The sequence below is a fragment of the Roseovarius sp. 217 genome (genome assembly GCF_000152845.1).
Classification (GTDB): Bacteria; Pseudomonadota; Alphaproteobacteria; order Rhodobacterales; family Rhodobacteraceae; genus Roseovarius.
Genome location: NZ_CH902585.1, coordinates 182,444 through 209,228, shown reverse-complemented (window position 1 = coordinate 209,228; position 26,785 = coordinate 182,444). Strand labels below are relative to the sequence as shown.

The 26,785-nt window shown below is 61.2% G+C and carries 25 protein-coding genes and 1 pseudogene; 8 read left to right on the top strand and 18 right to left on the bottom strand.

The genetic code is table 11. From position 1 onward, the window contains the following. Window positions 1–4: 4 nt before the first annotated feature. From ROS217_RS20835 to merF, 7 genes are all read right to left on the bottom strand, one after another. Complete coding sequence (locus tag ROS217_RS20835; RefSeq protein ID WP_254656501.1) at window positions 5–931, bottom strand: hypothetical protein; 927 nt, start codon at window positions 929–931, stop codon at window positions 5–7. A gap of 19 nt (window positions 932–950) precedes the next feature. Next, a complete protein-coding gene (locus tag ROS217_RS20830) occupies window positions 951–2,399 on the bottom strand; it encodes a multicopper oxidase family protein (protein WP_009819810.1) in 1,449 nt (482 codons plus the stop codon). Between the two features lie 138 nt (window positions 2,400–2,537). Beyond that, window positions 2,538–2,987 (bottom strand): hypothetical protein, encoded by a 450-nt coding sequence (locus tag ROS217_RS20825; protein WP_009819809.1) that lies wholly within the window; start codon window positions 2,985–2,987, stop codon window positions 2,538–2,540. Then, complete coding sequence (gene cueR / locus ROS217_RS20820) at window positions 2,981–3,385, bottom strand: Cu(I)-responsive transcriptional regulator (RefSeq protein WP_009819808.1); 405 nt, start codon at window positions 3,383–3,385, stop codon at window positions 2,981–2,983. The genes ROS217_RS20825 and cueR overlap by 7 nt, the downstream gene beginning before the upstream one ends. 10 nt (window positions 3,386–3,395) lie before the next feature. Then, window positions 3,396–5,909 carry a heavy metal translocating P-type ATPase gene (locus ROS217_RS20815; protein WP_009819807.1) on the bottom strand — a complete coding sequence of 838 codons (2,514 nt, stop codon included), beginning with the start codon at window positions 5,907–5,909 and terminating at the stop codon, window positions 3,396–3,398. Between the two features lie 179 nt (window positions 5,910–6,088). Beyond that, window positions 6,089–7,513, bottom strand: coding sequence for a mercury(II) reductase (gene merA, locus ROS217_RS20810; protein ID WP_157046734.1), 1,425 nt, complete (start codon window positions 7,511–7,513; stop codon window positions 6,089–6,091). A 4-nt stretch (window positions 7,514–7,517) separates the two neighbouring features. After that, complete coding sequence (gene merF / locus ROS217_RS20805) at window positions 7,518–7,751, bottom strand: mercury resistance system transport protein MerF (protein ID WP_009819805.1); 234 nt, start codon at window positions 7,749–7,751, stop codon at window positions 7,518–7,520. 153 nt (window positions 7,752–7,904) lie between these two features. On the opposite strand from merF, the gene ROS217_RS20800 reads away from it, so the two are divergent. Next, entirely contained in the window at window positions 7,905–8,327 is a 423-nt protein-coding gene (locus ROS217_RS20800; RefSeq protein WP_009819804.1) for a MerR family transcriptional regulator, read from the top strand. Window positions 8,328–8,396: 69 nt separating this feature from the next. Here ROS217_RS20800 and ROS217_RS20795 read toward each other — a convergent pair whose 3' ends face one another. Further along, on the bottom strand, window positions 8,397–9,185 hold the full coding sequence (locus ROS217_RS20795) for a nucleoside phosphorylase (RefSeq protein WP_009819803.1): 789 nt from the start codon (window positions 9,183–9,185) through the stop codon (window positions 8,397–8,399). Continuing rightward, a complete protein-coding gene (locus ROS217_RS20790; RefSeq protein ID WP_009819802.1) occupies window positions 9,182–9,535 on the bottom strand; it encodes a MerC family mercury resistance protein in 354 nt (117 codons plus the stop codon). The genes ROS217_RS20795 and ROS217_RS20790 overlap by 4 nt, the downstream gene beginning before the upstream one ends. A 196-nt stretch (window positions 9,536–9,731) precedes the next feature. Between ROS217_RS20790 and ROS217_RS20785 the strand changes: the two genes are divergently transcribed. Then, the gene (locus tag ROS217_RS20785; protein WP_040651968.1) at window positions 9,732–11,078 is read left to right on the top strand and encodes an ISKra4-like element ISRssp7 family transposase; all 1,347 of its coding nucleotides are present in this window, start codon (window positions 9,732–9,734) and stop codon (window positions 11,076–11,078) included. A 22-nt stretch (window positions 11,079–11,100) separates the two neighbouring features. On the opposite strand, the pseudogene ROS217_RS25145 reads toward ROS217_RS20785, so the two are convergent. Continuing rightward, window positions 11,101–11,178 (bottom strand): annotated as a pseudogene (locus ROS217_RS25145) (IS6 family transposase); the annotation flags it as partial. Window positions 11,179–11,770: 592 nt separating this feature from the next. Further along, window positions 11,771–12,448 carry a L,D-transpeptidase gene (locus ROS217_RS20780; protein WP_009819799.1) on the bottom strand — a complete coding sequence of 226 codons (678 nt, stop codon included), beginning with the start codon at window positions 12,446–12,448 and terminating at the stop codon, window positions 11,771–11,773. Between the two features lie 202 nt (window positions 12,449–12,650). Between ROS217_RS20780 and ROS217_RS20775 the strand changes: the two genes are divergently transcribed. Beyond that, a complete protein-coding gene (locus tag ROS217_RS20775; RefSeq protein WP_009819798.1) occupies window positions 12,651–13,352 on the top strand; it encodes an IS6 family transposase in 702 nt (233 codons plus the stop codon). Here the strand turns inward: ROS217_RS20775 and ROS217_RS20770 are convergent. Both ROS217_RS20770 and ROS217_RS20765 read right to left on the bottom strand, forming a co-directional pair. Next, the gene (locus ROS217_RS20770; RefSeq protein ID WP_009819797.1) at window positions 13,349–13,627 is read right to left on the bottom strand and encodes a DUF5676 family membrane protein; all 279 of its coding nucleotides are present in this window, start codon (window positions 13,625–13,627) and stop codon (window positions 13,349–13,351) included. The two genes, ROS217_RS20775 and ROS217_RS20770, sit on opposite strands and share 4 nt — an antisense overlap. Window positions 13,628–13,796: 169 nt before the next feature. Continuing rightward, window positions 13,797–14,105 (bottom strand): Na+/H+ antiporter NhaA, encoded by a 309-nt coding sequence (locus tag ROS217_RS20765; RefSeq protein WP_009819796.1) that lies wholly within the window; start codon window positions 14,103–14,105, stop codon window positions 13,797–13,799. Window positions 14,106–14,199: 94 nt separating this feature from the next. On the opposite strand from ROS217_RS20765, the gene ROS217_RS20760 reads away from it, so the two are divergent. Beyond that, window positions 14,200–14,883, top strand: a complete 684-nt coding sequence (locus ROS217_RS20760) for an IS6 family transposase (protein ID WP_009819795.1) — start codon at window positions 14,200–14,202, stop codon at window positions 14,881–14,883. A gap of 465 nt (window positions 14,884–15,348) precedes the next feature. On the opposite strand, the gene ROS217_RS20755 is transcribed toward ROS217_RS20760, so the two are convergent. The 3 genes from ROS217_RS20755 to ROS217_RS20745 form a co-directional block, all read right to left on the bottom strand. Next, window positions 15,349–15,984: an IS6 family transposase gene (locus ROS217_RS20755; RefSeq protein ID WP_009819794.1), complete on the bottom strand. Its 636-nt coding sequence runs from the start codon at window positions 15,982–15,984 to the stop codon at window positions 15,349–15,351. A 145-nt stretch (window positions 15,985–16,129) separates the two neighbouring features. Further along, a complete protein-coding gene (locus ROS217_RS20750; RefSeq protein WP_009819793.1) occupies window positions 16,130–17,467 on the bottom strand; it encodes an ATP-binding protein in 1,338 nt (445 codons plus the stop codon). A 62-nt stretch (window positions 17,468–17,529) separates the two neighbouring features. Continuing rightward, on the bottom strand, window positions 17,530–18,255 hold the full coding sequence (locus tag ROS217_RS20745) for a response regulator (protein WP_009819792.1): 726 nt from the start codon (window positions 18,253–18,255) through the stop codon (window positions 17,530–17,532). Window positions 18,256–18,436: 181 nt separating this feature from the next. Between ROS217_RS20745 and ROS217_RS20740 the strand changes: the two genes are divergently transcribed. Both ROS217_RS20740 and ROS217_RS20735 read left to right on the top strand, forming a co-directional pair. Beyond that, complete coding sequence (locus ROS217_RS20740; protein ID WP_009819791.1) at window positions 18,437–18,943, top strand: hypothetical protein; 507 nt, start codon at window positions 18,437–18,439, stop codon at window positions 18,941–18,943. A gap of 275 nt (window positions 18,944–19,218) precedes the next feature. Further along, window positions 19,219–20,577: an ISKra4-like element ISRssp6 family transposase gene (locus ROS217_RS20735; protein ID WP_009819789.1), complete on the top strand. Its 1,359-nt coding sequence runs from the start codon at window positions 19,219–19,221 to the stop codon at window positions 20,575–20,577. Here the strand turns inward: ROS217_RS20735 and ROS217_RS20730 are convergent. Then, window positions 20,551–21,408: a glycine betaine ABC transporter substrate-binding protein gene (locus ROS217_RS20730; RefSeq protein WP_009819788.1), complete on the bottom strand. Its 858-nt coding sequence runs from the start codon at window positions 21,406–21,408 to the stop codon at window positions 20,551–20,553. The two genes, ROS217_RS20735 and ROS217_RS20730, sit on opposite strands and share 27 nt — an antisense overlap. A gap of 165 nt (window positions 21,409–21,573) precedes the next feature. On the opposite strand from ROS217_RS20730, the gene ROS217_RS20725 reads away from it, so the two are divergent. Continuing rightward, the gene (locus tag ROS217_RS20725) at window positions 21,574–22,551 is read left to right on the top strand and encodes a LysR family transcriptional regulator (RefSeq protein ID WP_009819787.1); all 978 of its coding nucleotides are present in this window, start codon (window positions 21,574–21,576) and stop codon (window positions 22,549–22,551) included. 9 nt (window positions 22,552–22,560) lie between these two features. On the opposite strand, the gene ROS217_RS20720 is transcribed toward ROS217_RS20725, so the two are convergent. After that, window positions 22,561–24,078, bottom strand: coding sequence for a trimethylamine methyltransferase family protein (locus tag ROS217_RS20720; protein ID WP_040651963.1), 1,518 nt, complete (start codon window positions 24,076–24,078; stop codon window positions 22,561–22,563). Window positions 24,079–24,256: 178 nt separating this feature from the next. Here ROS217_RS20720 and ROS217_RS20715 point away from each other — a divergent pair, with 178 nt between their 5' ends. Continuing rightward, window positions 24,257–26,692 (top strand): GcvT family protein, encoded by a 2,436-nt coding sequence (locus ROS217_RS20715; protein WP_009819785.1) that lies wholly within the window; start codon window positions 24,257–24,259, stop codon window positions 26,690–26,692. The last annotated feature ends 93 nt before the right edge of the window (window positions 26,693–26,785 follow it).

The window sequence follows — 26,785 nt, the reverse complement described above, 5'->3', positions numbered from 1 at the left end:
TTTCTCAGAGCGCGGCAAGGGTGGCCCAGGTGGTGCCCCCGTCCCGGCTGTGTTTCAGTTCGGTATTGGTGTCGGCGGCAATGTGGTTGGGGTCTACCTGATCAACGGCGAGCGCCTGTGCGTGCAGGCTGGACTTGTTTTCCCAGACCACGCCGCCATCTGCGGATACCCAAATCCCCGAAGGCAAGGCCGCGTAGAGCCGTTCCGGCGCACTATGGGCTGCGACCAGCGCGCTGACGGGTTCGCCCTTTGGCAACGGTGCCTCAGGCGCGGGCGGCGTTCCGGCCACCAGCGCATCCATCGCGTCACCCGCCACCACGTCCTGCCAGCGGCAGAAACAGTCGGGCACTCGGGTCACGCCCTGATCGGTCCCGGCGTATATCCAGATACCGCCCATACCGCTGGCGAGATTGACCGAAGCAAGCGTGAGCACCTCGCGCTCGGCCTCGGCAAGCCAGGGGCGGTCCATGACGAAAGACCAGCTGGTCCCCGCATCCTCGCTGCGCCAAAGCCCGTCGCCCGCAAGCGCCGCATAGACCGTGTCAGGTGCCCCCGCCGCAATGGCGAGCGCGGTGACCTGCGCAAGCGGCAAGCCGTCCGAGGCCGCAGCCCATGTTCGGCCCCCATCGTCGAACCGGTCCAGACCGCCGCCCTCCAGCGCCGCGAAAAGCCTCCCCCGCCGGTCTGGGTGACAGGCCAAAGCCCGGATCGGGGTGCGCGGCTCAGGCAGGAGGCTTGCAACGCCGGACGGATCAAACCGCCACACCTGCGAGCCCGCAACGACAAGCGCATCACCGTCGAACGCCAGAGCAGAGTGTGACGTGCCTAAGGCCCGCGCCGGCTGCGTTGATAACAGCCCGGCGGCGACCACACCGCCCAGCAGGGCCAGCACGCCGCGCCGTCCGAGTGGTTTTGTGATAGGGTCATTCATGTTTATCATCTTGCGCCCCTCACGCCACACGGATCACACCCATCATTCCGCCCGCCTGGTGCTCGAGGATATGGCAGTGGAACATCCAGTCGCCCGGATTGTCTGCGACGAAGGCGATCTCGACGCGTTCCCGCGGGGCCATCAGCACCGTGTCCTGCCACTCATGATGCGCCGTGGGCACGCCGTTGCGATTGATCACGCGGAAGGAATGGCCGTGCAGGTGGATCGGGTGATGAAACGCCGTGGCGTTGGTCATGGCGATGACGTGGCTGGCATCGCGCGCCAGCACCAGCATCGGGTCGAGGATATGGCCCTCGGCCGCGACCCCGTTGACGAACCAGATGCCGCCGTCATGCATCCGGTTCATCATCCCACCGCCCATCATGCCACCCCTTCCGGAAAGGCCCATCTGGCGCTCGACCATCCCGCCCATCATGCCGCCGGTGAAGATCACTTCGTGACGGCGGGCTTGGCCGATATCGGGTTCGGGCAGTGGGTTCGGGGCCAGCGCCATTTCCCAGTTGGGCGGCGCATCGCGTAGGGGCGTCTCGGAATAGGTCAGATCGACCAACTCGTAATTCCGGTCTGAAAAGAACCGGTCGATGACCGTCACCGTCTCGCCCGGTGCACCCGTCATGTCGAGCATCAGATCGACCCGCATCGCCGGGCCGATCACCACCCATCCGCGCGCATCCTGCGGCGCATGCGGTGTGACCGGCTGGCCGTCGAGCGCGATGACCTGCGGTGCTAGTTCACCGAAATCCAGTGCGAAGATGCGGGCATTTGCGGCATTGATCAGGCGCAGCCGGACCCGCTCGCCCGCCCGCACCGGCTCGGCGCCCGGCACCCGGCCGTTGATCGTCACTGTATTTCCCAGCCGTCCGCCGTGGCTCATGTCATGAAATCCGCCGAAGCTGTCGTCGATTTCGGCCTCTTGCGTCAGCCGCCAGTCGTCGAGCACCCAGACCAGCTCGCGGTCAACGCGCGGCGGGTTTGCTTCCTCGATGATCAGGGGACCATAGAGGCCGCGGCCCACCTGCTCAAAGCTGCGCTGGTGCGGGTGATACCAGAATGTGCCGGCATCGACCGCGTCGAATTCGTAGGTGAAGGTTTCCCCCGGTGCGATCGGGGCCTGCGTCAGATGCGGTACACCGTCCATGGCGTTGGACACCCGCAGCCCGTGCCAGTGCACGGTCGTGTCCTCTTCCAGAGCATTCTCGACCGCGATGCGCAGCCGGTCGCCCTGCCGCACCCGGATCTCGGGGCCGGGCACGGTGCCGCCATAGCACCAGACATCACTTTCGCCCCACGGCTCGGGAACCAGCCTCGCCCGCCCCGGTGCAGCGCGCAGGGTGAAGACGCGTTGGGTATCAGCCCACGCGGGCTGGAGGGAAAACGCGGCACCTGCCGCAGCGCTACCGGCCAGAAAGCCGCGGCGCGACAGCGCCGGTGTGAATGTCGATTTCATGTGTCTGTCTCATCTGATCTCTACCATCGGGGCTCGCGCAGAGGTCGCGCGATCAAGGGCGTCCCGGAACCGCTCAGGTTCCAGAATACGCAGTCCGACGGTCACGGACACGCTGTGGTCAGCGCCCGTGGCGTCGGATCAGATGAGGTGTCGGGGTGGGAACGGGTCCGGCGGAGCTCGCAGACCATTCGTCAAGGTCACGCTGAGGGGGCGGTCCTGACGAAGGATCGGCATCACAAAATCAAGAGACGTAGAAGCCGTCAATGTCACCACACCGGGGGCAGTGCAGTCAATTTGGCACGAAGTCGAATCTGCGGCGCCTTCGCCATCTGTCGGGCAGCCTTGGCAGTCTTCCATGGCCATCGTGCTGCCATCCATTACGGCCATGTCCAGCGCCATCTTATTAGCACTTACCGCATGCGCAATATTACCCGCAGCGAATATCGCGAGAAAGGCCAATAGGAATATGGATGAAACACGACGCATGAGCGAACAATAGATTGAGCGGGAAAGCGTGTCCAGCCACGACCCTGTGACCTGTCGCGCCGCGACGATCTGTCCTTTGGGGCGAACGAAGTGCATCAGCATGGCTCTTTCTGTGAAATCACAGCCAGATCCTCGAGGATCGGACAATCTGGCCGGTGATCACCCGCACAGCTTTCGATGAGGTGGCCAAGCGTGGTGCGCATCGCCTTCAACTCGGCGATCTTCGCATCGATAAGGTCCAGATGGTGTTGGGCGATCTGTTTGACATCAGCGCTTGCGCGGTCCTTATCCTCGTATAAAGCCAACAGAGCACGACAATCTTCAATCGTGAAACCCAGTGATCTGGCGCGTCCGATAAATCCCAGCTTATGCACATCGTTATCGTTGAAACGGCGATACGCGTTGTCATCGCGTGCCGGATTTACGAGGCCAATATCCTCGTAATAGCGTATCGTCTTGGCGGGCAGGTTCGTAATCCGCGCGATATCTCCGATATTCATAGCGTGTCTCCTATTGTGCCGGGGCGGGTTGGGCTGCGTGCGGGTTAATTGAGGTGCTGGAGCGCTTGCCTTCATCCATCACTGGGCGCAATCGACGCAGGCGCAGCGCGTTTGTCAGAACAAAAACCGAACTGAGGGCCATTGCCCCCGCCGCCAGAACCGGCGAGAGCAGCAGCCCGAAGGCCGGATAAAGCACCCCCGCCGCCGCCGGAATGAGCGCGGTATTATAGCCGAAGGCCCAGAACAGGTTTTGCCGGATGTTGCGCATCGTGTGGCGGGACACCTGAACGGCGTTGACCACGCCGCGCAGGTCGCCCGACATCAGCACCACATCGGCGGATTCGATGGCCACGTCGGTCCCGGTGCCAATCGCGATACCGACATCCGCATGGGCCAGCGCGGGCGCATCGTTGATCCCGTCACCGACAAAGGCTATGCGGGCCCCGCCTTCGCGCAATTCGTCCAGCGCGGCCACCTTGCCATCCGGCAGTACACCCGCGATGACCGTGTCGATCCCGACCTCGCGCGCGATAACCTCCGCCGTCTCGCGCTTGTCGCCGGTGATCATTGCCACGCGCAGGCCCATGCCCTGCAGGGACCGGATCGCTTCGGCGCTGGCGGATTTGACCGGATCGGCCACGGCAATGACGGCGACGACCTGACCATCGATCGCGGCATAGAGCGCGGTACGTCCCTTTGCGGCGAGGTCCGCCTCTGCCTTGGCAAGGTCGCCCGTGTCCAGCCCCTCACGTGCCATCAAGCGATCCGCCCCGACCAGCACGTCATGTCCCGACACGCGGGCACGCACACCGTAGCCGGTGATCGATTCGAAACCCTCCGCATCAGCGCGCGCGGCCCCTTCGGCCTGCGCCGCACGGACAATCGCCTCGGCTACGGGATGCTCGGACTGGCTCTCGACCGCGGCGATCAGCGACAGGACTTCATCGCGCGCGAACTCGTCAGCCAGCACCAGATCGGTCATTTCAGGGCGTCCCTCTGTCACCGTGCCCGTCTTGTCGAGTGCCACCACGCCGACGGAGGCCAGCGCCTGCAGCGCGTCCCCCTTGCGAAACAGCACACCCATTTCCGCCGCGCGTCCGGTGCCCACCATGATCGAGGTCGGCGTCGCAAGCCCCATGGCACAGGGGCAGGCAATGATCAGCACCGAAACTCCTGCGACGAGCGCCAGAGTTACGGCAGGGTCCGGCCCTATCGCCAACCAGATCGCCACGGTGAGCGCGGCCACGGCCATGACGACCGGCACGAACCACAAGGTGATCCGGTCAACCAACCCCTGGATCGGCAATTTGGCACCCTGCGCCTCTTCGACCATGCGGATGATCTGCGCCAGCGTCGTATCCGCGCCGACCCGCGTCGCGCGAATGTGCAGGCTCCCCGACCCGTTGACCGTGCCGCCGGTCACCGCATCGCCTTCGGTCTTGGCCACTGGCACGGGTTCACCGGTGATCATGCTCTCGTCGACATAGGCCTCGCCTTTTGTGACTTCGCCGTCCAGCGCGATGCGTTCGCCGGGACGCACCAGCAGGGTGTCGCCGACACGAATATCGTCAATATCGATATCCTTCGCGTCGCCATCGCGGATCACGCGGGCCGTGCGGGCCTGAAGCCCCAACAGGCGCTCGATCGCCGCCCCGGTCCGGCCCTTGGCGCGCGCCTCCAGCCAGCGACCCAGAAGGATCAGCACGACGATCACGGCCGCCGCCTCGAAATAGACCGCGCGCACGGCCTCGGGCAAAAGGCCCGGCAGGAAGGTCGCCACCACCGAATAGGCCCAGGCCGCGCCGGTGCCGACCGCGACAAGGCTGTTCATGTCCGGTGCCCCGCGCAGCAGCGCGGGAATGCCCTTGGCAAAGAACACCCGCCCCGGCCCCGCGAGGATGATCGTCGTCAGCGCAAACTGTATGTACCAGCTTGCCTGTTGCCCGATCGTCCCTGCGATCAGGTCATGGACACCAGGAATCAAGTGACTGCCCATTTCGATCAGAAAGACAGGCAGCGCCAGCAGGGCGGCGATCATGGTCTTGCGGGCGATCAGGCGAGCGTCTTCCTCCTTGCGGGCCACCGCCGAGTGGCCCTCGCCCGTCTCTGCAAGCTCCGCCGGATAGCCAGCCGCGCGCGTCGCGGCCAAAAGATCCTGCGGGGTCACTGCCCCGTCGGCAATCGTCACCACCGCGCTCTCGGAGGCGAGGTTCACGTTGACGTCCAGAACGCCGGGCAGCGCGCCAAGCGCGCGATCCACCCGGCCCACGCAAGAAGCACAGGACATCGACGTCAGGGTCAGCTTCACGGTCCGTGTCCGCAGTGGGTAGCCAATGCTCTCAAGCGCCGTAGCGACCTGACTGAAATCGGCACCTTCTGTGATGTCGAACTGCGCGGACTCATTGGCAAGGTTGACCGAGACGTCACTGACCCCGTTCACATCCGTCAATGTTCTTTCGACCCGCCCCACGCAAGACGCGCAGGTCATGCCCTCAATGGCTATCTTGATATGCTGCGTATCCATGATCCTGACCTTCCATCCTGCGAGGTTGTCTCTCACATAGAGGTTCCTGTAACTGGAAGGTCAAGATAGTATTGGAAGAAACTTGGGCGCACGGGAGCCGAGGCTCGGGAGGCGCTTGTCGCCGAATGCTTTTCCCTGTTTTCTATGCCTGTCTTGGTGAACACTCGTGTATTACTACTTCAACCTGCACAGCACGACAGCTTCGCAACATCCATATCGAAGGTCTGTGCGGCGAGTTTCAGGCCTTCGACCGTCGTGAGGTAAGGAAAGACCGTCTCGCCGAGCGCCTTGGTCGTCATACCGAACTTCAACGCCAGGACGAGCGTCTGGACACTGTCGGCTCCCTCCGGCGCCATGATCACGCCGCCCAGCAGACGGTCGGTTTGCGCATCCGCGACCAGCTTGATCAGCCCTCGCGTGTCGCGGGCGGCCAGCGCGCGGGGCACGTTGTCGAGGGAGAGTACGCTGGTCTTGACCTCATGGCCCGCCAAATGCGCCTGCGCCTCAGTCAGCCCGACGCCTGCGATCTGCGGATCGGTGAACACCACCCAGGGCATTTCCGCATTGTCGTAGCGTTCCGAGCCGCCCAGTACCGCGTTTCGGGCCGCCAACTTGGCCCCATAGGCGGCCATGTAGACGAACTGATCGCGTTCGGTCACATCGCCCGCTGCGAAAACGCCAGGCTTCGTGGTCTGCATGTCGTCGCCGACGCGGATCGCGCCGCGTGCGTCTGCCTCGACACCGATATCGGCCAGACCCAGTCCCTCGGTATTGGACACGCGTCCCGTCGTCAACACGAGATGATCGGCCGCAAGATCGCGGGTGGTGCCGTCTACCGTCACGGTCAGGACCGCGCGGTCCCCGTCGCACTGCGCGGTGTGATAGACCGCGCCATCGAGGATCGTCAAACCTTCGGCGCGCAATATCTCGGTAAGGGTTTTGGAGACTTCCGGCTCTGCCTGCGACAAGAGGCGCGAGCGGCAGACGATGGTCACGCCGACACCCATCCGCGCCATCATTTGCGCCAGTTCCACGCCGATGTAGCCGCCGCCGAGAAAGATCAGGCTCTCGGGCAACCTCTCCAGTTCCAGCAGCGAGGTGCTGTCGAGCGTGGGCACACTCGCGAGGCCGGGAATGTCGGGCACGGCAGGCCGCCCGCCGGTGGCGACGATGACCTTGGACGCCGTGATCATGCGCCCGTCGATCTCGACACCACCGGGAACGAGCCGCGCCGGACCCTCGTCGATATATGTCACGCTATCGTAGCCCGGCAGCAGGTCGGCGTATTTCTTCTGGCGCAACCTCGCGACCAGATCGTCCTTTGCCGCGACCAACGCCGCCCAGTCGGCGACCTGCGCCTCGCCGTTGAGGCCCGGAAAGCGGCACGCCGCCCACGCGCCATACACGGCCTCGGCGGCGCGGATCATCGTTTTGGACGGAACGCAGCCAACGTTCACGCAGGTACCGCCGATGGTGCCATGACCGATCAGCGCGACGCGCTTGCCGCCCTCGGCCGCCGTAATCGCAGCGGAAAAGCCGGCCGACCCCGCGCCGATGACGACGAGGTCATAGTCACCCTCGGGTGTGCAGCATTCGTCTTTCATCAGGTCATCCATTCGTTTCGGTGTTTGTCCGGCGCTGCCTCCGCCAGAGGGCATAGACGGTGAGCGCGACAAAGAAGGCGAGCGCGGGAAGCAGCACGTAGTCGATCCAGCCGAGTGCGGCAGACAGGCCCACTGCACCCAACAGCACCAACAGCACTGGCGTGAAGCAGCAAAGCGCCGCGAGGACGGTGCCAATGAGGCCGGTCGCGAGCAGCTTGCGGTCGGTACGTTCGGTCATTTCGTCAGCCCGAGACGCGCGCGGGGTGGTCGGCATTGGCCTAAGCGAGTATCGGGTCGGTAGTCTGCCAGTGTCATGTCGCGCACCTCTCGTCTAAGATCCAGACATTGCATAAGCTCTGTAGCTACTACAGGCTCAAGAGGTGACTTGCCCATGACCGATCACGAAAGCGAGAGTGGCCTCACGCGCGGCGGACTGGCCCGCGCGACCGGCAGCAACATTGAAACAATCCGCTATTACGAGAAGTCCGGTCTGATGCCCGACCCGCCGCGCACGGGTGCAGGCTACCGCATATATTCTGCCGTGCACGTCACGCGCCTGCGCTTCATCCTGCGCGCCCGCGAACTCGGCTTCTCGACGGAAGACGTCCGCGGGCTTCTTGGACTGGAGGACGGCGCGGCGCCCACCTGCGCGGAGGTCAAGGAACGCACCGAGCGCCATCTTTCCGATGTCCGCGCGAGGATCGCGGATCTCAGGCGTATCGAAACAGTTCTCGCGGAAACTGCTGCCCGGTGCTCCGGCGCCGAAGTCCCGGATTGTCCGGTGCTCGACACGATCGGTGGACTTGCCCTGTAGCGCTCCCCTCCATGGCGCAGCGACACTCCCGCTCCCCAATCCGTTCAGGACCATGGAACGCTAACCGGATCAGCCGAGCCGTGTCACGACCTTCGCCACCACCACGAGCGCGTCCGCCGTCCCGTTTGCCTCGCCCTTCTCGAAGTCGCCCTCGATCGTGCCCATCTGGTTCGTTACATGGGCAAAGCAGATCACGGCCCGATCTCGTGCCTTTGCGAAAGCGTAGAGCGCTGCGGCTTCCATCTCGACCGCGAGGATGCCGCGCGATCGCGCCGCAGAAATGGCGGCCTCAGTCTCGCGGAACGGTGCGTCAGTGGTCCATGTCGGGCCGGTCAGCACGCGAGGGCTGTCGTTGGACATGCCCTCCAGCCGTGACAGGAGGTGCTCCGGCGCGGCGCTCCAATCCGAGGGTGGCAGGTAGTGGTAACTCGTGCCCTCGTCCCGCCACGCCCGGTCGATCACGATGAAATAGGGCGGCGCGCCCTGCGGCGTGATCTGCCCGGACGAGGTGACGCTGATCAGCAGGTGACAGCCCGAGGCGAACATCTCCTCAGCCACCAGAACCGCGAAAGACGCGCCCACGGCGCAGCCCACCACGCCGATCTCGCGTCCCTCAAGCTCGAACACCCACATCTCGGTGTGATAGCAGACCCATCCCGCATGCCGCCGCGCGCGGCCCTCGGCGCAGAGCGCGCGGACGATATCGCCATCGGGATCGAGCAGGCAAATCCCGGGCACCGTCACCCGCTCTGCCCCCTTCTGCCGCCGCGCCTCGCGCAAAAGGCTCTCGGGCGTAAACGCCGAGGGCGCGCCGTGGTCCTTGTCGCGCAGGAGCGGCGGCAGACCTTCGTCGCTCATGCCCGCCCGCCGCGCCAATCGGCATAGGTCCCAAGGCACAAAAGCGCAAAGCCCCCCAACTCAGCGGGCAGCGAATAGCTGACATACATCACGAAGACGATCAGCGCCAACCCGGCACCGCCCAGCAGACCCGGCAGCGCCCGCCCGTGACGCCGCCACCGCAGCGCCAGTGCGACCACCGCCAGCGCGGCAAAGAGCACGATGGCCCCGGCCCATACCGCCTTATTGAGCGCGACCCCCACCCCGAGCGCACCCAAAAGCGCCACCGCCGCCAGCGTGCCGTAACAGGCGATCAGCGACAGCGCCGCGCCAAGCGGGGCCAGCCAGCGCCGCGATGTCTTGTCCGTCATGAATACACCTTTTCACATGTTCTCCGGATCATGCCCCGCGCGGATGCTGCGGGCAATCCGCCGCGCTTACAAGCCCTGCCGCGATCAACCCGGCGTGAGCCGCGCCCGCGCGTGTTGACAGTGGTCCGTCCGGGAGTGGGCAAAACTTGGTGGTCGACGTGGTAGGTTAAGGTTTCGGAACAAGGCGGGACCCACCATGGATGTAAGCATTTTTGTCGAGACGACGTTTGACGATGGAGAAACCAAGAGGCGCGATATCGGTCGACTTCGCCGTGCGCCGGACGAGTTCGGTTCCGAGAATTTGGGCCTTCTCCTCGACGACGCAAAGACCTTGTTGAGGCGCTTGCAGGAAGCGATTGTGCAAGATCAGGTCGGTGAAGCAATAGAGGCTCGCCGGAAATGCGATGGCTGTGGCAAACAACGCGCGATCCATGATGATCGAGGCCGTATTCTCGACACTCTTTTCGGGCGAATTCGGGTGAAGTGGCCAAGGCTTCGACGCTGTTTGTGCCAACCGGCCGGGATCGCGAAATCTGGGCCGCAATCACCACTTGCCGGGTTGTTCTCTGACCGTGCGACTTCCGAACTTCGGCGCCTGCAGGCTGAATTGGGGGCCAGGCACTCGTTTCGGGAAGCCGCCACGTTGATCGAAATGTTCCTGCCCTGTTCGGCTCAGTTGAACACGACCGTTCGAAATCGCTTGGGTCGCATCGCCGACGAGCTAGGCCACGACGACGCAAGCCAAGGAGACGCGGATACAATCGCGCCGCCCTCCCCACTGACCGTTTTCCTGGATGGTGCGCACATACGATGTCGGTCTGAATACCAGAAGCGCCACCTGGATGTCGTGGTCGGCAAGGTCGAAAGCCCCAATATGAGCCGGCGGTTTGGCCTCGTGCAGCAAGCCGCCAGTTCTCCCGCAAAGCAGCTCCGACATCACCTGATCGCGCAGGGCTGGGACGGTCAGAGCAAAGTGACCGTGATTTCGGACGGCGAAGCTGCACTGCCGAATTTGGTGAGGCGTGCCGTTCGAGGTCCTGTCACCCACATACTGGACTGGTGGCATATCTCGATGCGGGTCAAACACATTGAAAATGCGGTGCTGGGACTTCTGCAATCGAAGGGCTTTTCAGGGTTGCCGCTCCTCTTCGATCAACCTGCCGATACACTGCGTTGGTACCTTTGGCACGGCAAAGTGATGACCGCCGCGACAATCCTCAACGTTCTTCAGATCGATTGCGATCGTCTGCACACCGAAACCCGAGAATTACGAGAAGCGGCCAAGCGCGTCAAAGCCCGGTGCCAGGACCTCTATTCATACCTTGCGAACAACTTCGACGCGCTCGTAGACTACGGCCATCGACACCGGAATGGCCTCGCAGTTTCGTCGTCCCGGGCAGAAGGCTGCGTTGATGACATCGGCAACACCCGCATGGGCAAGCAGCGGCGCATGAGATGGTCACCGCGGGGCGCGCATCGGGTTGCCGTCACTCGGGCCGCTGTCCTTGACGGAAGGCTAGGCGTCTCAAAGCGGGCCGCTTGACCACCAGGTTTTGCCCACTCCCGGCGTAGAGCCAGACGACATGAGCGATGATCAGGGGTGGAAACCGGTGGCGCTTGTAGCGGATGTCTTGATTTCGCATCACCACCAACTATGCTGACAACCCTCGGCCAGCAATGTGCAGGGCGTTAACGTGACAACACCATGGATTGACCTCAGGGTTCATTGATTCCACAATTGTTTAGCTCCTACAGTAACTAGAGCTTCAAGGGCTTAGAATGGTTTTTCGCCCGGCACGGAAACAGTATTGTGAGCCTATAAGCTTGCTGCCCCATTTAGGCGTCGCAATCCAAACTGTGTTTGTAGCGGACAACGTAATCAACAAGAGTGAAACAGATATGCCGAACCGAAACACGCCAATCATACTGGCAATCTTGGTTGTCTCAGGCTGTACCGTCCCGAAGCCAAACGACGACGACAATCTTTATAAAATCGGAAATATTCCCGATACAGTCAGGGCACTTACCGCGCCCGGGCAGGATCTCGCGTCCGCAAGGCTGCTCAAAGAAGACGACTGCTATTGGTATGCTCATAGCGGCCCAGTAGAAACAACCCTGGTGCCGCTACGTGCTGTTGGTGGCAGTCCCATCTGCATCTCGCGCCAGACATCGTGATCAATCAGCCCTTTCGTCAGACCGACCCATTCTAGTGACGCGTCGGCGAGCGCAGCAGAGTCACACAGATCCCGGTTGGCGAGGCGTTACGCTGTCTTCGGCCGAGTAGAGGAACGCCGTCGAGCCGATCTCGACGTTCGGGTGAAGGCCGTTGATATGCGCCATGACCATCCGGACGCAACCGGAACTCGCACGACCTCCAATGCTTTTCGGGTGAGGTGTGCCATGAATACGCAAATACGTATCCCGGTCACCGACATAGAGATAGAGAGCGCGCGACCCGAGTGCATTTTTGGGTCCCGGCTCCATTCCGTCTGCGACCTCGGCGTAGATTTCCGGATCGCGGTCGATCATGTTCTGCGTCGGCTGCCAATGCGGCCATCTGACCTTGCGCTTAATTGTATAGGTGCCTGGTTCGTAGAGCTTGCCGCGCGCGATGGCTACGCCATAGCGCATCGCCGTGCCGCTTTCTTCGATGTGGTACAGATAGCGCGCAACTGCATCGACATGTATGTCACCGGGTACGAGCCCCTCTTTTGCCACGACCCGCTGTGGCAGGAAGCGAGGGTGCAGGCCCCAAGGGTTGGACGTGGCCGGATCGTATCCAGTCGGTGTAACCTGTGCGTCCCAAGCGGCCTTTTGCGCTTCGGTAGGCCACGTGTCGGCCAAGAGCGGGCTGGAGATGGACGCCGAAAACAGCGCGGTGCTCGTCTGGATGAAGTGTCGTCTTGTCAGCATCTTCCACTATCCTTCCATGAATTTGTTGGTCGCCCGTATCGCGCCTGGAATTTGTCGTTGTTCGACCACCAAGATATGGCGATGCATATTAGCCATGCGCTCCGGGTTAACCTGATATTGCAAGCCTTAACTCCTAAAGCGGTGTTGTCACGTTAACGCCCTGCACATTGCTGGCCGAGGGTTGTCAGCATAGTTGGTGGCGATGCGAAATCAAGACATCCGCTACAAGCGCCACCGGTTTCCACCCCAGATCATCGCTCATGTCGTCTGGCTCTACGCCCGGTTCAACCTGAGCCTCCGTGAAGTCGAAGAGTTGATGTTGGAGCGCGGCATCGACGTTTCGTACGAGACGATCCGGCGCTGGACGGTAAAGTTTGGCCCGCTGATTGCCCGTACTCTTCGGCGACGACAACCGCGCCCCGGCGATGTCTGGTGCCTGGATGAAGTCGTTGTGAAGATCGCGGGCCGGTCCTTCTGGCTTTGGCGAGCCGTTGATCAACACGGCGTCGTCCTTGAGGAGATCCTACAGCCCAAGCGGGACAAGCGCGCGGCAAAGCGGCTTCTGGTCAAACTAATAAAACGCTGGGGTTTCGTGCCCAAACGGATCATTACGGACAAATTACGATCCTACGGTGCCGCCAAGCGCGAGGTCGCACCTGGCCTGGATCATTGGTCCCACAAAGGACTCAATAACCGAGCCGAGAACAACCATCTGCCCTTTCGAAAACGCGAGCGGGTGATGCAGGGCTTTCGATCGCCGGGCGCACTACAACGCTTCGTGTCCATACAGTCCGCCACCCGCAATTGCTTCTCCGTGCCAGCCCGCCGCCGCTCCGCCATCGCCATCCGCTACCACCGGCTCGAAGCACTCGAGGCATGGAAAATCGCGGCCAATGTCGCTTAATGTGAGATAGGCACGCCAACCTGAAGACTGGTTGAGTTAATGTGACAACACCTTATGGCGACGTACCAGCCGTAGGCAAAGCTTTCGACGAGGCCCAGAAGAGCGCTTGGCCAGCTGATCCAGCTTACGCCGGGCAGCAAAGGCAGCCACGCCTGATACATCGTGGCCCCGGGAAACAGCAGGCCGAACAGAACGCAGAGCACGAAGCTCACCGCCAGCAAGACGCCAAGCGCCATGCCAACAGGATAGATGCGAAGTGGTTTTGTGTCTGACATAGGGATTACTCCTGAAATCGCGACGTCGCGCAAGCACGACAGGCCCCGCGTTTCCACGGGTTTGTTATAAAGACGTTGTCAGTGCGCATGCGTTACACGATCAGCGAAAAATGGTTGCCGGAACTGTAGCGACCGTCAAAATTAGGCTGCTCTGGAACAAGGTGTGCAATTACTGTCCTTGCCTTGCACGCGCCAAAACGGTGAGTCCCGCAATAGCCGAGAGGCTGGACCCGGCCAGAATTGACAGCCGCGCGCTGGCGGCCAAGGCTGGCGCGTCGAACGCGAGTGCTGTGACAAACAAGCCCATCGTGAAGCCGACGCCCGCCAGCAGGGCCGCTCCGTAGATATGCCGGTAGGTCACTCCTGGCGGCAACTCACCAAGGTTCAGTTTCACGGCAATCCAAGTCGCTCCAAGCACTCCGATTTGCTTGCCCAGAAACAAGCCCAGAAAGACCCCAAGAGAAACGCCGTCGATCAAACCGATTCTGTCGCAAATATTTCTGGCATTCTGGTCGCCTGGTATGCTGCAGCGCTTTATAAGGAGACTTCGCAGGGAGGATTGGACGGTGACGATGGTTGACTTCAAGGGCGCGCATTATCCGAAATTGGTGATCTTGTTTGCAGTGTTTTTCTATCTGCGATATCCGGTTTCTTATCGTGATCTTGAGGAGATAATGCACGAGCGCGGTGTCGATGTTGACCACGCAACGATGAACCGCTGGGTGGTCAGGTACTCCCCTTTAATCGCGGCTCAGGCACAAACGAAAAAGCGACCGACAGCGAAGTCGTGGCGTATGGATGAGACGTATATCAAGGTTAAGGGCAAGTGGATGTATCACTACCGCGCGGTGGACCGGAACGGCCAAACCCTTGATTTTATGCTGTCTGAGCGCCGCGACAAGCCGGCGGCGCGGCGCTTCTTCCGGCGCGCCATTGGCACCAACGGTGTCCCCGACCGCATCGTTATCGACAAAAGCGGCGCCAATCTTGCGGGGTTGGAAGCTGTGGATGTAATCCTCAAATTCACCGGTACAGGAGAGACCATAAAAATCCTACAGGTCAAATACCTGAACAATATCCTCGAGCAGGATCATCGGTTCATCAAGCGCATCACGGGTCGAATGCTCGGTTTCAAAGCCTTTCATTCCGCGTCCGCAACCCTTGAGGGCATCGAGATCGCGCACATGATCCGCAAAGGGCAATTCGACAACAATTGCATGACCGCATTCCAGCAGTTCGCCCGGCTCGCAGCATAATTATGTCCGGCGCAAGCCTGATCTCAACCATGTTGAAAATTTGCGACAGAACCCTCTGGGATACCGTCCACCAGCGCCCAAAAGCATCGTCCCAATAGACCAAAGGCCGACCATGCACTAACATTCATATCGGACCACTCGATGGGGGCAGACCAGTTGACATAGGCGTTACCCAAGAAATGCTCGGTAAAGAAAATTCGGAACATCGTCGAACTTTTGCCAAGATCACGGTAATATGCGGAACCTCGAAATGATCCCCAAAGGGGTGGCATACCATGACTGTTTTTTTAAACAGTCATTTCTCTGGAGAGAGGGATATGCCACACAATCGATACAACTATAGAAACATTATAGAATCAATCGGTAATGTTGCCCGATAAATTGCATATGGCGGATCGTTGAGCAGGGTCAGGAGTGTTGTCACATTAACTCAACCAGTCTTCAGGTTGGCGTGCCGATCTCACATTAAGCGACATTGGCCGCGATTTTCCATGCCTCGAGTGCTTCGAGCCGGTGGTAGCGGATGGCGATGGCGGAGCGGCGGCGGGCTGGCACGGAGAAGCAATTGCGGGTGGCGGACTGTATGGACACGAAGCGTTGTAGTGCGCCCGGCGATCGAAAGCCCTGCATCACCCGCTCGCGTTTTCGAAAGGGCAGATGGTTGTTCTCGGCTCGGTTATTGAGTCCTTTGTGGGACCAATGATCCAGGCCAGGTGCGACCTCGCGCTTGGCGGCACCGTAGGATCGTAATTTGTCCGTAATGATCCGTTTGGGCTGTAGGATCTCCTCAAGGACGACGCCGTGTTGATCAACGGCTCGCCAAAGCCAGAAGGACCGGCCCGCGATCTTCACAACGACTTCATCCAGGCGCCAGACATCGCCGGGGCGCGGTTGTCGTCGCCGAAGAGTACGGGCAATCAGCGGGCCAAACTTTACCGTCCAGCGCCGGATCGTCTCGTACGAAACGTCGATGCCGCGCTCCAACATCAACTCTTCGACTTCACGGAAGCTCAGGTTGAACCGGGCGTAGAGCCAGACGACATGAGCGATGATCTGGGGTGGAAACCGGTGGCGCTTGTAGCGGATGTCTTGATTTCGCATCGCCACCAACTATGCTGACAACCCTCGGCCAGCAATGTGCAGGGCGTTAACGTGACAACACCAATAGAAACACTGATAGGTACTTACGGGTGAAGCGTGCGATGTGATGGATGGCCTTCTATCCACAGTTCCAGCGGCAGGCCCATCAGGCCTCTCCCGTTGGCAATGTCACTACCGCCTCAACTCCACCTTCAGGACGATTACGCAGCGTCACCGTTCCGCCATGGGCCTGAATGATGGTCCGGGCGATGGCGAGGCCCAGGCCGACACCGCCCGTATCGCGGCTGCGTGATACTTCAAGGCGGACGAAGGGTTCAAAGACTGCTTCAAGCTGATCGGCGGGCAGTCCTGGCCCCTTGTCTGCGATGTTGATGACGGCCATTCCCGGTGCTTGCGTCAACGTCACCGTGGCCTCGCCGCCATATCGAACCGCATTGTCGATCAGGTTGCGCAGCGCGCGGTTCAGCGCATGAGCGCGGACTGCCACGGGCAGAGGGGGTGACTGGGCAAGCGTGGCCCGGTCCCCTCCAACGTCGCACACCAGATCGCCCAGCAGCGCGGCAAGATCGACCACAGAAGCCGGTTCCGCCTTCGCGACGCCGCGCGCAAATTCCAGCGTGGCCTCGACCATGGCCTGCATTTCCTCGACAAGTGCCTTCAGTCGGACACTGTCTTCAGTTTCGTCCAGCATCTCGATCCGCAGACGCATCGCGGTCAGGGGCGAGCGCAGGTCATGGCTGAGGGCTGCGAGCATATGCGTGCGCTCATTCACAAAACGGGTCAGTCGGTCTTTCATCCGGTTGAAGGCCTGCGTGGTTTCCTGCACCTCGGATGGGCCAGCCAATGGTAGCGGATCTGCCTCAAGACCGCGACCCAGCCGGTCGGCCCCTATGGCAAGGGCGCGCATCGGACCAACAACACGCCGCGCGGTCCACCATGCCACTAGGGCGACAGCCACCGCCATCAACAGCACCGGCACCAGGGCTTGCGGCGTAAGTTGCAGGCTGGGGCGGTGGAACATCGTGCGCACGTTCAGCCAATCGCCCCCCGCCAGCCGGATCGACAGCGTCAACTCGATGGGGTCGGTCCGTCCGGCCATCATTGCCTCGTGCATGGGTCGCATGGTGGCGGGCATGCCGTCGGGCATTGGTAAGGAGGTGACGGGCAGCGCATGAACATCGGCGCGGACATCGCGTTGCGGTTCGCCGAGGATCTGGCGGATCTGGCGCAGGACCGTGTCGCCTTCTGCGCTGGTGTGGGGCGCTTCCGGCTCCGGGTCGACTTCAAACCTGACAAGCGGCGAGTCCGCCGCCCGCAGGATGGAGGGGCGCAGATCTGCCGGCGCGCTGTCGAGCAGCAAAACCACATTTGCCGCGCGCCCGGCCGCCTCCAGCCCTAGGGCCGCACGGACCGCGCGGTTCCGTTCGTCGGTCAAAAGCACAAGGCCTAGACCCTGCGTGATGGCCAGTGCCAAGAGCAACATGATTAGAAGCTGACCGCCCAGGGATTGCGGAAACAGCCTTTTAAGGAGGGGAAAGCGCGACTTCACGACACCGCCCTCACATCGGCCGCAAGGCTGTAGCCACCGCCCCAGACGGTGGCGATCAGCGCGGGCTTGGCGGGATCGGCCTCGATCTTGCGTCGCAGGCGGCTGATCTGGTTGTCGACGGTGCGGTCGAAGACCTGTGCGGCGCGGCCCGAAGTCAGATCAAGCAGTTGTTCACGGCTGAGCACGAAACGTGGCCGTTCCAGAAATACCGTCAGCAGGCGGAACTCGGCAGTGGTCAGTGCGACATCGGCACCATCGGCGCTGGTTAGTGTCCGGCGGTCGGTATCAAGCACCCAGCGGTCGAAGGCCAACCTGTGCCCGGTAAGGTTGCCGCCAACCACTTCGGCCCGGTTTGACCGGCGCAGGATCGCCTTGATCCGGGCCAACAACTCGCGTGGGTTGAAGGGTTTGGGCAGGTAGTCATCCGCACCGACCTCCAGCCCGACGATGCGGTCGGTTTCATCCCCCAATGCTGTCAGCATCAGGATCGGGATACCCCCCTGTGCGCGCAAACGTCGGCAGACCGACAGGCCATCTTCGCCGGGCATCATCACATCCAGCACGATCAGATCGAACTGGCCCTCCTTCATCGCCACATCCATGGCCACGGCATTTGCTGCAGACGTCGCGCGTATGCCGTTTTTTTCAAGATACTTCACCAATGCATCGCGAATCTCACGGTGGTCATCGACGATCAGAATATGGGGCGGCTGGGTCATCATCTTCTCTCCTGAGGTTGACCCTAGCTGAACCTGTTGGCTTTGCAGACAAAAGATTTTCGCAAACCTCTCTCAGCCCAATTGCTTGCGACAGTTTGATACAAAACAGGCGTCCCCCTGACAAACCTGTGGGATACTTAACCCCCAGATTGGATCCATCGCAATCTGATCCAGGAGAGACAGAATGAAACGTTCGACAAAATTTGCCCTCGCAACCGTTGCAATCTTTGGTGTGGCCGCTGTTGCCGTGCCGGTCGTCGCCCAACAGGGCCAGATGCAGCAAGGTGGCATGATGCAAGGTGGCATGGGCATGGGCATGGGCCAGCATGGCGGCATGAAGGGTGGTGCCATGGTCATGATGGGCGGCGGCCAAAGCTATGCCATGGCGACGTTCGATACCGACAAGGACGGCACACTCAGCCCCGAGGAATTGACGGCCGGTATTCAGGCCGAACTCAAGACCTATGACGCCGACGCCAACGGCACCTTGTCGCTGGAGGAGTTTGCGGTGATGCATGCAGCCCACACCCGGCCGATGACGGTGCGCGCCTTCCAGATGCACGACGGCGACGGCGACGCGCAGGTCACGGAGGGAGAAATGGCGGCGATGGCGGAAATGATGCAAAACCACATGGGCGGGCACCAAGGTGGCATGCAGGGCATGGGGCATGGCATGATGGGCAACAACTGACAGGTACTTCGCCCCGCCAGCCGGTTCGAAGCCGGTTGGCGGGGATAACCCCAACACAGATCAGGGAGCTATGATGATGAACGGTTATGGTATGGGTTTCGGGATGGGCTTTGGCTGGCTCTGGATGATCGTTATCCTTGTGCTGGTCGGTCTCGCGATTGCGGCGCTGGTAAAATACCTGCGCAAGTAGACGAAAGGAAACGGGAGTGGAAAAGTTCTGGGGTTTCAGATCGAGGGCGACCTAGTCTCCTGCTGTCACGACAGGAGGGTTGACGATGAAAGTACGAATTAGGATCGAAACGGAATTTGGCTGGGGCGAGCGTCGGGTTCATGATGTCGGTGTTCTGGAACGGCGTTCGACAGAGGCATGCGCGGAGGATTTCGGGCTAAGCCTTGCCGAAGGGAAGGCAATCCTGAAAGAGATCCAAAGGGCAGTTCTGCAAGATCAAGTAGAGGAAATCAGTGAGATTGAGCGGGTTTGCCAGACCTGCCAAACCTACTTGCCCATACATGATCGCCGGTCACGTCGGATAGACACTCTGTTCGGCCGTGTAACCGTCGAGGCACCACGGATCCGCATCTGCATGTGCCGTTTCCCGGGTTTTCCAAACTGCACAGCAGCCTTCTCGCCACTCACGCGCATGCTCCCCGGAAATGCGACACCTGAACTTTGCAAGCTGCAGGCCGATTTGGCCGCGCGACACAGTTTTCGTGAGGCCGCGCGGATTCTAAATGCGATGACACCATGCGCCAGACAAAACCACACGACAATTCGCAACCGTCTTGCCTCTGTCGCGGATGGCTTGGAAACCCAGTGTGCCGAAATTCAAAAAGCCTTGGAAGTTCAACCTGATAGATCCGAGATGACAGTATTTCTGGATAGCGCCTATGTCCGCTCAAGACCCGAATATCAACGGCGGAACTTTGAAGTCATTGTCGGATCGATCGAGACCAAAACAGGCAACAAACGCCGTTTCGGATTGAGTCTTGCAGGGGCTGACCATCCCTTGGAGTGCCTGAAGTCCAATCTCAAAGCCGCAGGCTGGATCCCTGGTTCAGCCATAACAGTGTTGTCCGACGGTGATCCCGCCCTTCCGCGTCTTGTGCGAAACGCAATCAATGGAAACGCCGAACACATCCTCGATTGGTGGCATATATCCGCCCGCATCAGGCACGTAGAGACAACGTTCCAAACCCTGCTGTCGCAGCTTGAAAACAGCGAGACCTCCGATGTCGAGGCGCTTGTGGAACGGCTACGATGGCGCATCTGGCATGGCCAGGCTCACCGTGCGCTGGAAGCACTCGGAATCCTGTTCCGGTTTGCCATGCAGGCGCGCGATTGCGCTGCAGGTGACACAAAGGAAGCGGCAATGTCGGCAGCTGGTCGAACGATGGACCTCCAGACCTACCTGACCCATAACCTGTCCGCTCTCGTCAACTACGGGCACCGGCGGAGGCAAGGAAAAGCTGTCTCGACATCGCGGGCCGAAGGCCTGGTCAACGAAATCGCCAATGTCCGAATGGGAAAGAAGCAGCGGATGCGGTGGTCACCAAGGGGCGCCCACATAGTCGCTACGGTTAGAGCGGCCGTTCTGGACGGAAGACTGTCAACCCGACACCTCAACGCCGCTTGAACCCCAGATCCTTTCCACTCCCGTGAATGAGATGTGCGACATCAGTTCAGCCACCTCGGGCTCGCGTGCCTGGAAGGTGGCGGTGGCGGCGGTCTTGACCGCTGCGCGCGGATAGGCCGAAATTCCCGGTTCAGTGCATTCGGGATCGCTGTTACAGGCATGAACGGCGGCGTCATCGGCACCCATGTCGACCAACACCATCGGATATTTGCCCAGAATGGCTGTGGGCGACCAGTAGAACCCGAACCAGGGCTCCTTGTCGGCATAGGCCGACGCGATGGCGGTGGCGAGGGTTTCGCCGGAGCCGTGGTTGAACACCTCGATACCGGCGCCTTGGAAATCGATGACCTTGTTCATGTTGTCGTTCACGGTCCGGCAGGCCCAGCCGTCGGGGCAATTGTCAAAGCGGCGTCCGACCAGATCGGGATTGGCGAGAATACCTTCGAGGGTCGCCGCCTCGGGGTGCGCATCGACCACGTATTGAGGTACGAACAGGCCCTCGATGCCACCGTCGGACAACACGTCGGCCAGTTCGACCAGCTTGCTCTCTTCCACCAATTTGGCATAGGCGGGCGCGGTGTTGACCCAAAGCTCGGTCAGAATATCGGGGGTGCCGGTTTCGGCGACCGCGGTCAGCGCCGTTGGGGTCGAGGACGGCACGGTCGTGACGTCACAGCCATAGCCTTGCTCCATCAGGAACTTCGCGACCGAGGTGACGACATTGGCCGAAGCCCAGTCCATCTGGGTGATGGTCACTTCACCGCAGTTCTGCGCGAGGGCCGGCGCGGCAAGGCCGAGCGTGCATGCGGACGCCAGAATAATCTGTTTCATATTCTCTCCTATCGGGTTTGGTGTGCGAGTGGATCTATAAAAATCGACGCTTCCACGTTTCCGGACAGGGTCAGAACACTTCCTCCCTGGTAAGAATTATTGAGATTTATATTCGCAAAAATTGCGCGTAAGCTTCGCCAAACCGTGCTCCGCTCGAAAGGCCCCATGCCCCGCTTGAACACCTCCAAAGATCTCAGCCTCAAGTCGCTGGAACTGTTTCAGACCTGCGCGAGGGATGGGTCTCTACAAGCCGCCGCGCAGGAGGCCGGGCTGACGGTTAGCACCGTGTCGCATCATCTGCGCGCGCTTGAAGAGCATTTGGGAGTTGAGTTGTTCAATCACTCCCGCAGGCCGATGGTATTGACACCCAAGGGCCAGACCTTCTTGCGCAACATAGAAGAGGCGCTGCTCGCGATCCGCAAGGCCAAGGCCGAGGCTTCCGCCGGCAGCGTGACCGAGGCAAGCTATCTTCGGCTTGGAACGATCGAGGATTTTGACAGCGACATCATCCCCGAACTGGCGGTGTTCCTGTCGACCAGCATGCCGACATGCGATTTCATGTATCATACGGATTCGAGCCACGAGATTATCGACATGCTGCGCAACCGGCAGCTTGATATCGGCATCACTACAGCACCCGACGAAAGGTTCAGCGATCTTCGCGACAGGCCACTGCTGCGCGATCCCTTTGTGGCGGTGCTGCCGCTGATCACGGAGCAATCGCTGAGCGATATCGTTGAAGGACGTACCAAGCTTCCGTTCCTGCGCTTTTCCAATAACTTGATGATAGCCCGGCAGATCGAATCGCAATTGCGAAGGATCGGGGTCACGTCGCCGCATCGGTTCGAATGCAGCAACAACCAGACCCTGATGGCCATGGTCGCCGCCGGGGCCGGCTGGACAATCACCACCCCGCTTTTGTTCTCGCGCGCAAAGCGGTTTCAAGCGAGGTTGCGGATGCACCGGTTTTTGCCGGGTAAGAACTTCGCGCGCACCTTGGCGCTGGTCTCGACGCCGGATTGCTCACGGTCAGTGATCGAACTGGTAGACAGCAAAATGCGCCAACTGATCCGGGATCACGCGCTAACCCCGTTTCACCGCAGTGACCCCTGGCTTGCCGATAGTTTCAAGCTGCTCGACTGAAGCCCATCGTCAAAGAATGTTGAACAGGGCGCGGATTTTTTGGTCCTGCTCTTCGGTCAGATAGACCGGCCGATGATCTTGCAGGATTTCCTTCGCGCGCGCCCGCGCCTTGCCCCAGGCATCCTGCGCACCCTTTTCGGCCCAGGTGCGCGGCGCCTCGCGGTCGGCGATCCTGGGGTAAAAGTAATCTCGCTCCATAGCGGAAAACGTGTGCTGGCTGCCCAGAAAGTGCCCCGGGCCAAGCACCGCGTCGCGGATCACGTCAAAGCCCAGGTTGTCGTCGGTCACTTCGATCCCGCGCAACGTACGATAGGTATTCGAGTGCATTTCGTCGTCCAGCACAAATGCCTCGAAACTGGCCCCCAGCAATGATGCGGTCATGCCCGAGCTTTCGTAGATCAGGTTCGCCCCGGCCAGTGCGGCAGCCATGGATGTTATGCCTTTTTCCATCCCGTATTGCGCATCGATAGCCTTGGCGTCGGTCATCGAGCAGGCCACGCCCGACGGCAGGCCCAGCCAGTTCGACACCTGCGCCGAGGCAGCATTGAGCACGGCGGTTTCGCCGCTTCCACCCGAAAAGGACCCGGTGCGCAGGTCGACCACAAGCGGCCAGTTGGAAAACACCATCGGAAAGCCGGGCTGTATCGCATGCACCATGACAAGGCTGGCCAGGGTTTCCGCCAGCGATTGCGCCAGAAACCCCGCCAGGGTGGCCGGTGCGGTCGCCCCCGCCTGCGCGGCGGTAATGCAGGACATCGGAATATTATGGCGGATGCATTCATAGACCACATCAACCGCATCTTCGCCATAACGCATCGGCGAAATCACCGGGCTGATATGCGCCTTGAGAAACGGACGTCTGGAAAATTCGCCCGGGCCGCCCGCAACGATATCGAGCATTTCGACAATCGGAGCCACGTGTTCGGCCAGCGTGAAAGAGGTGGCAACGGGTTTGGTGGTGTTCTTGACCAAAGCATAGGCGGTGTTGATATCCAGATCCAGATTGTCCGGAACATCGGTTGCGACACAACAGCGGGTGAACCAGCTGACATTGGCCAGCGCGTCCTGCAGTCGAGTGAAATCATGCAGATCTGCGAGCGTTGAGGGTCGGTACAGCCCGCTGTCCAGGTCGAGCGTCTGCACCGCGGCACCGCCTGTGCCGAAGTAGACCCTGTTGCCGCCCACTTCGATGGAGCGCGCGGGATCGCGGCCATGCAGCACAAATGTGCATGCCGACTGATCGACGGCCCGTTCCACCAGCGCAGGCGGAAACAGCACCCGGCCGGCGCCGTTGTCCACAGCACCCGCGGCGATCAGATCGGCCTGAAGGCGCTGCGGCACCTCGCCCATGCCAAGCCGTTCCAGCAGGTCGAGCGCGGTGGAGTAGATGCGGCGGATGTCTTCGTCAGTGAGCGGTTTGTAGCTGCCGCCGATCTGCCCCGGCGGGCAGGGATCGATCACCGGCTTTGCCGCGCGCAGCGCCATGCGCTCGCTGCGTCCTGTGCGTTTCCCGTGTGTGCCCGACATGGCGATCCTTCCCGCGTGTCCCGCATGTGGCGCGTTCTGTGAGTGGGGGGCAAATCTTTCGCGCTTAATCTCACTTAATCAAATGCTGACTTAGATTTTTTGAAACCGACGGTGTCCAGATTGCGGGGCCGTCAGGTTCCCCCCCTTATCCCGGCAGCATGTATCGGAGGCGCACCCCATGAAATCTCGGACCAAAGTTGTTGTTATCGGTGGCGGCATCGCCGGTTGCTCGACGCTTTACCACCTCACACAGGAAGGCTGGACCGATGTGGTCCTGGTCGAGCGCAACGAGTTAACCTCGGGCACGACATGGCATTCCGCGGCGCAGGTTACGAATTTCGGCGGCACCCAGACGATGGTGGGGCTGAAGACGCATTCGATCAACTTGTACAAGAAACTGTCTGAAGATCCCGAATATCCGATCAACTATCACCATGCTGACGGCGGCATCCGGCTGGCCAACACGCCCGCACAAATGCAGGGCTATCGCCATTTCACCTCGATGGCGCGCGGTATGGGCGTCGAGTTCGAGGTGATTGATGCCGAGGAATGTGCCCGCCGTCACCCTCTGATCTCGACCACCAATCTGCTGGGCGGGCTCTGGGATCCGCTGGACGGCGATATCGACCCGGCGCAGCTATGTCAGGCGCTGGCCTACCACGCCCGCAAGGCCGGGGCGGAGGTCTACCGCGAAACGCCTGTGACCGCGCTGACCCAGCACAAGGACGATACTTGGACCGTACATACGGAAAAGGGTGATATCGATTGCGATATCGTGGTCAACGCCTGTGGCTACCGCGTGAACGAGGTGGGCGCGATGATGGGCGTGCATCACCCCGTCGCGTCGATGGAGCATCAGTATTTCCTTACCGAGGATATCCCCGCGATTGTCGAGGCAGGCCACCGCATGCCGCTGCTGCGCTGTCCGATCTCGGACTACTACAGCCGCCAGGAAAAGAACGGCCTGCTCGTGGGGTTCTATGAACAGGACTGCAAGACCTGGGGCATGGACGGGATTGACCCGAACTTTGTCAACGCGCTGTGCCCGGACGACCTCGACCGCGTGATGGACGTCATGGAAGGCGCCTTTGAACGCATGCCCGCGCTGGCCGAAACCGGCATCCGGTCCATCGTCAACGGCCCGATCACATATACCATCGACGGCGCGCCGCTGGTCGGCCCGATCCCCGGCAAGCGCAACGCCTTCTGCATCATCGGTCTCCGCGCCGGCCTCGGCGAAGGCGGCGGTCACGGCTGGCTGCTCGCGCAACAGATCGTCCACGGCGAAGCCTGCTACGACACCTGGGTCATCGACCCGCGCCGCTTCACCGGTCACACAAACGTGGAACTGACCGCCCTCAAGGCGATCGAGGATTATCAGAACGAATTCCGATTCCACTTCCCGCATGAGCATCGCCCGGCAGGCCGCCCGGCCAAAACCACTCCCCTGACGCCGATCTTCGCGTCCGAGGGCGCCGAGTTCACCGTTGTGAACGGCTGGGAGCGGGTCGACTACATCAAACCGTCGCCCGACTTTCACCCCACGCTCAGCTTCGACTTCGACGAGGCGTTCGACGTCATCGCCGCCGAGGTGAAGAACGTGCAAGAAAACGTCGGCCTCTGCGAGGTCAACGGCTTCAACCGGTTCGAGATCACCGGCGCCGACCGCCACGCCTTCCTCGACCGGATGTTCTGCGGCGCAGTGACGAAACGCGACGGTCGCGTCGGCCTCGGCTACCTGCTGAACCATCACGGACATATAAAGGGCGAGGCCACGGTGGCCAATATTCCGGCCTCCGACCGTGGCCCGGCGCGGGTCTGGTACGGGTCCGCCGCAGCCAGCGAATACCACGACATGGATTGGCTGACCGCCCATCTGAACCCTGATGAAGACGTGCAGATCCGCAGTCTGACCAACGATCAGACCATCCTCGTTCTTGCCGGACCCAAGGCGCGCGACGTGCTTTCAGCAGCAGCCCGCGGCGACTGGTCAAAAGAGGCCTTCCCCTGGCTCAGCGTGCGGGAATGCTTCATCGGCTTCGCCCCGGCGACGGTTCTCGGCGTCAGCTTTTCTGGCGAATTGGCCTACGAGATCCACGTACCCAACGCCTCGCTTTATGCTGCCTACCTCGCGCTCAGAAAGGCTGGTGAAGCCTTTGGTCTGAAGCTCTTCGGGGCACGCGCCGTCGACTCGATGCGGATGGAAAAGGGCTTCATGCACTGGAAGGCCGACCTGATCACCGAGTTCGACCCCTTCGAGACCGCACTCGATCGCTTCGTAAAGCCCGAGAAGGGCGATTTCATCGGCAAGGAGGCGCTGCTCAAGCGTATCGAGGAAGGCCCGCGCAAGAAGCTGGTCACGCTCAAGGTCGACGCCACCAACGCCCCGGCCCACGGCGGTGCCTCGCTGATGCAGGACGGCAAAGTCGTCGGCACCATCACCTCGGGCGACTGGGGCCACAGGGTCGGCATGAACCTCGCCTATGCCTTCGTCGAACCGGCTCTGGCTGTCCCTGGCACGAAAATCGACCTCGACTCCTATGGCGAGATTGTCGGCACAGAAGTAATCGCGCCGTCGCCCTACGATCCGTCCTATGCGCTGATGCGCGCGTGATCGGTCGTCGGGGTGACAACACCTTCACATCCTCTGGCTCGTTTCCATCGGCTCGTCGCCAAGCCAGAAGGTGTGGGCCATCACCTCGAAGGG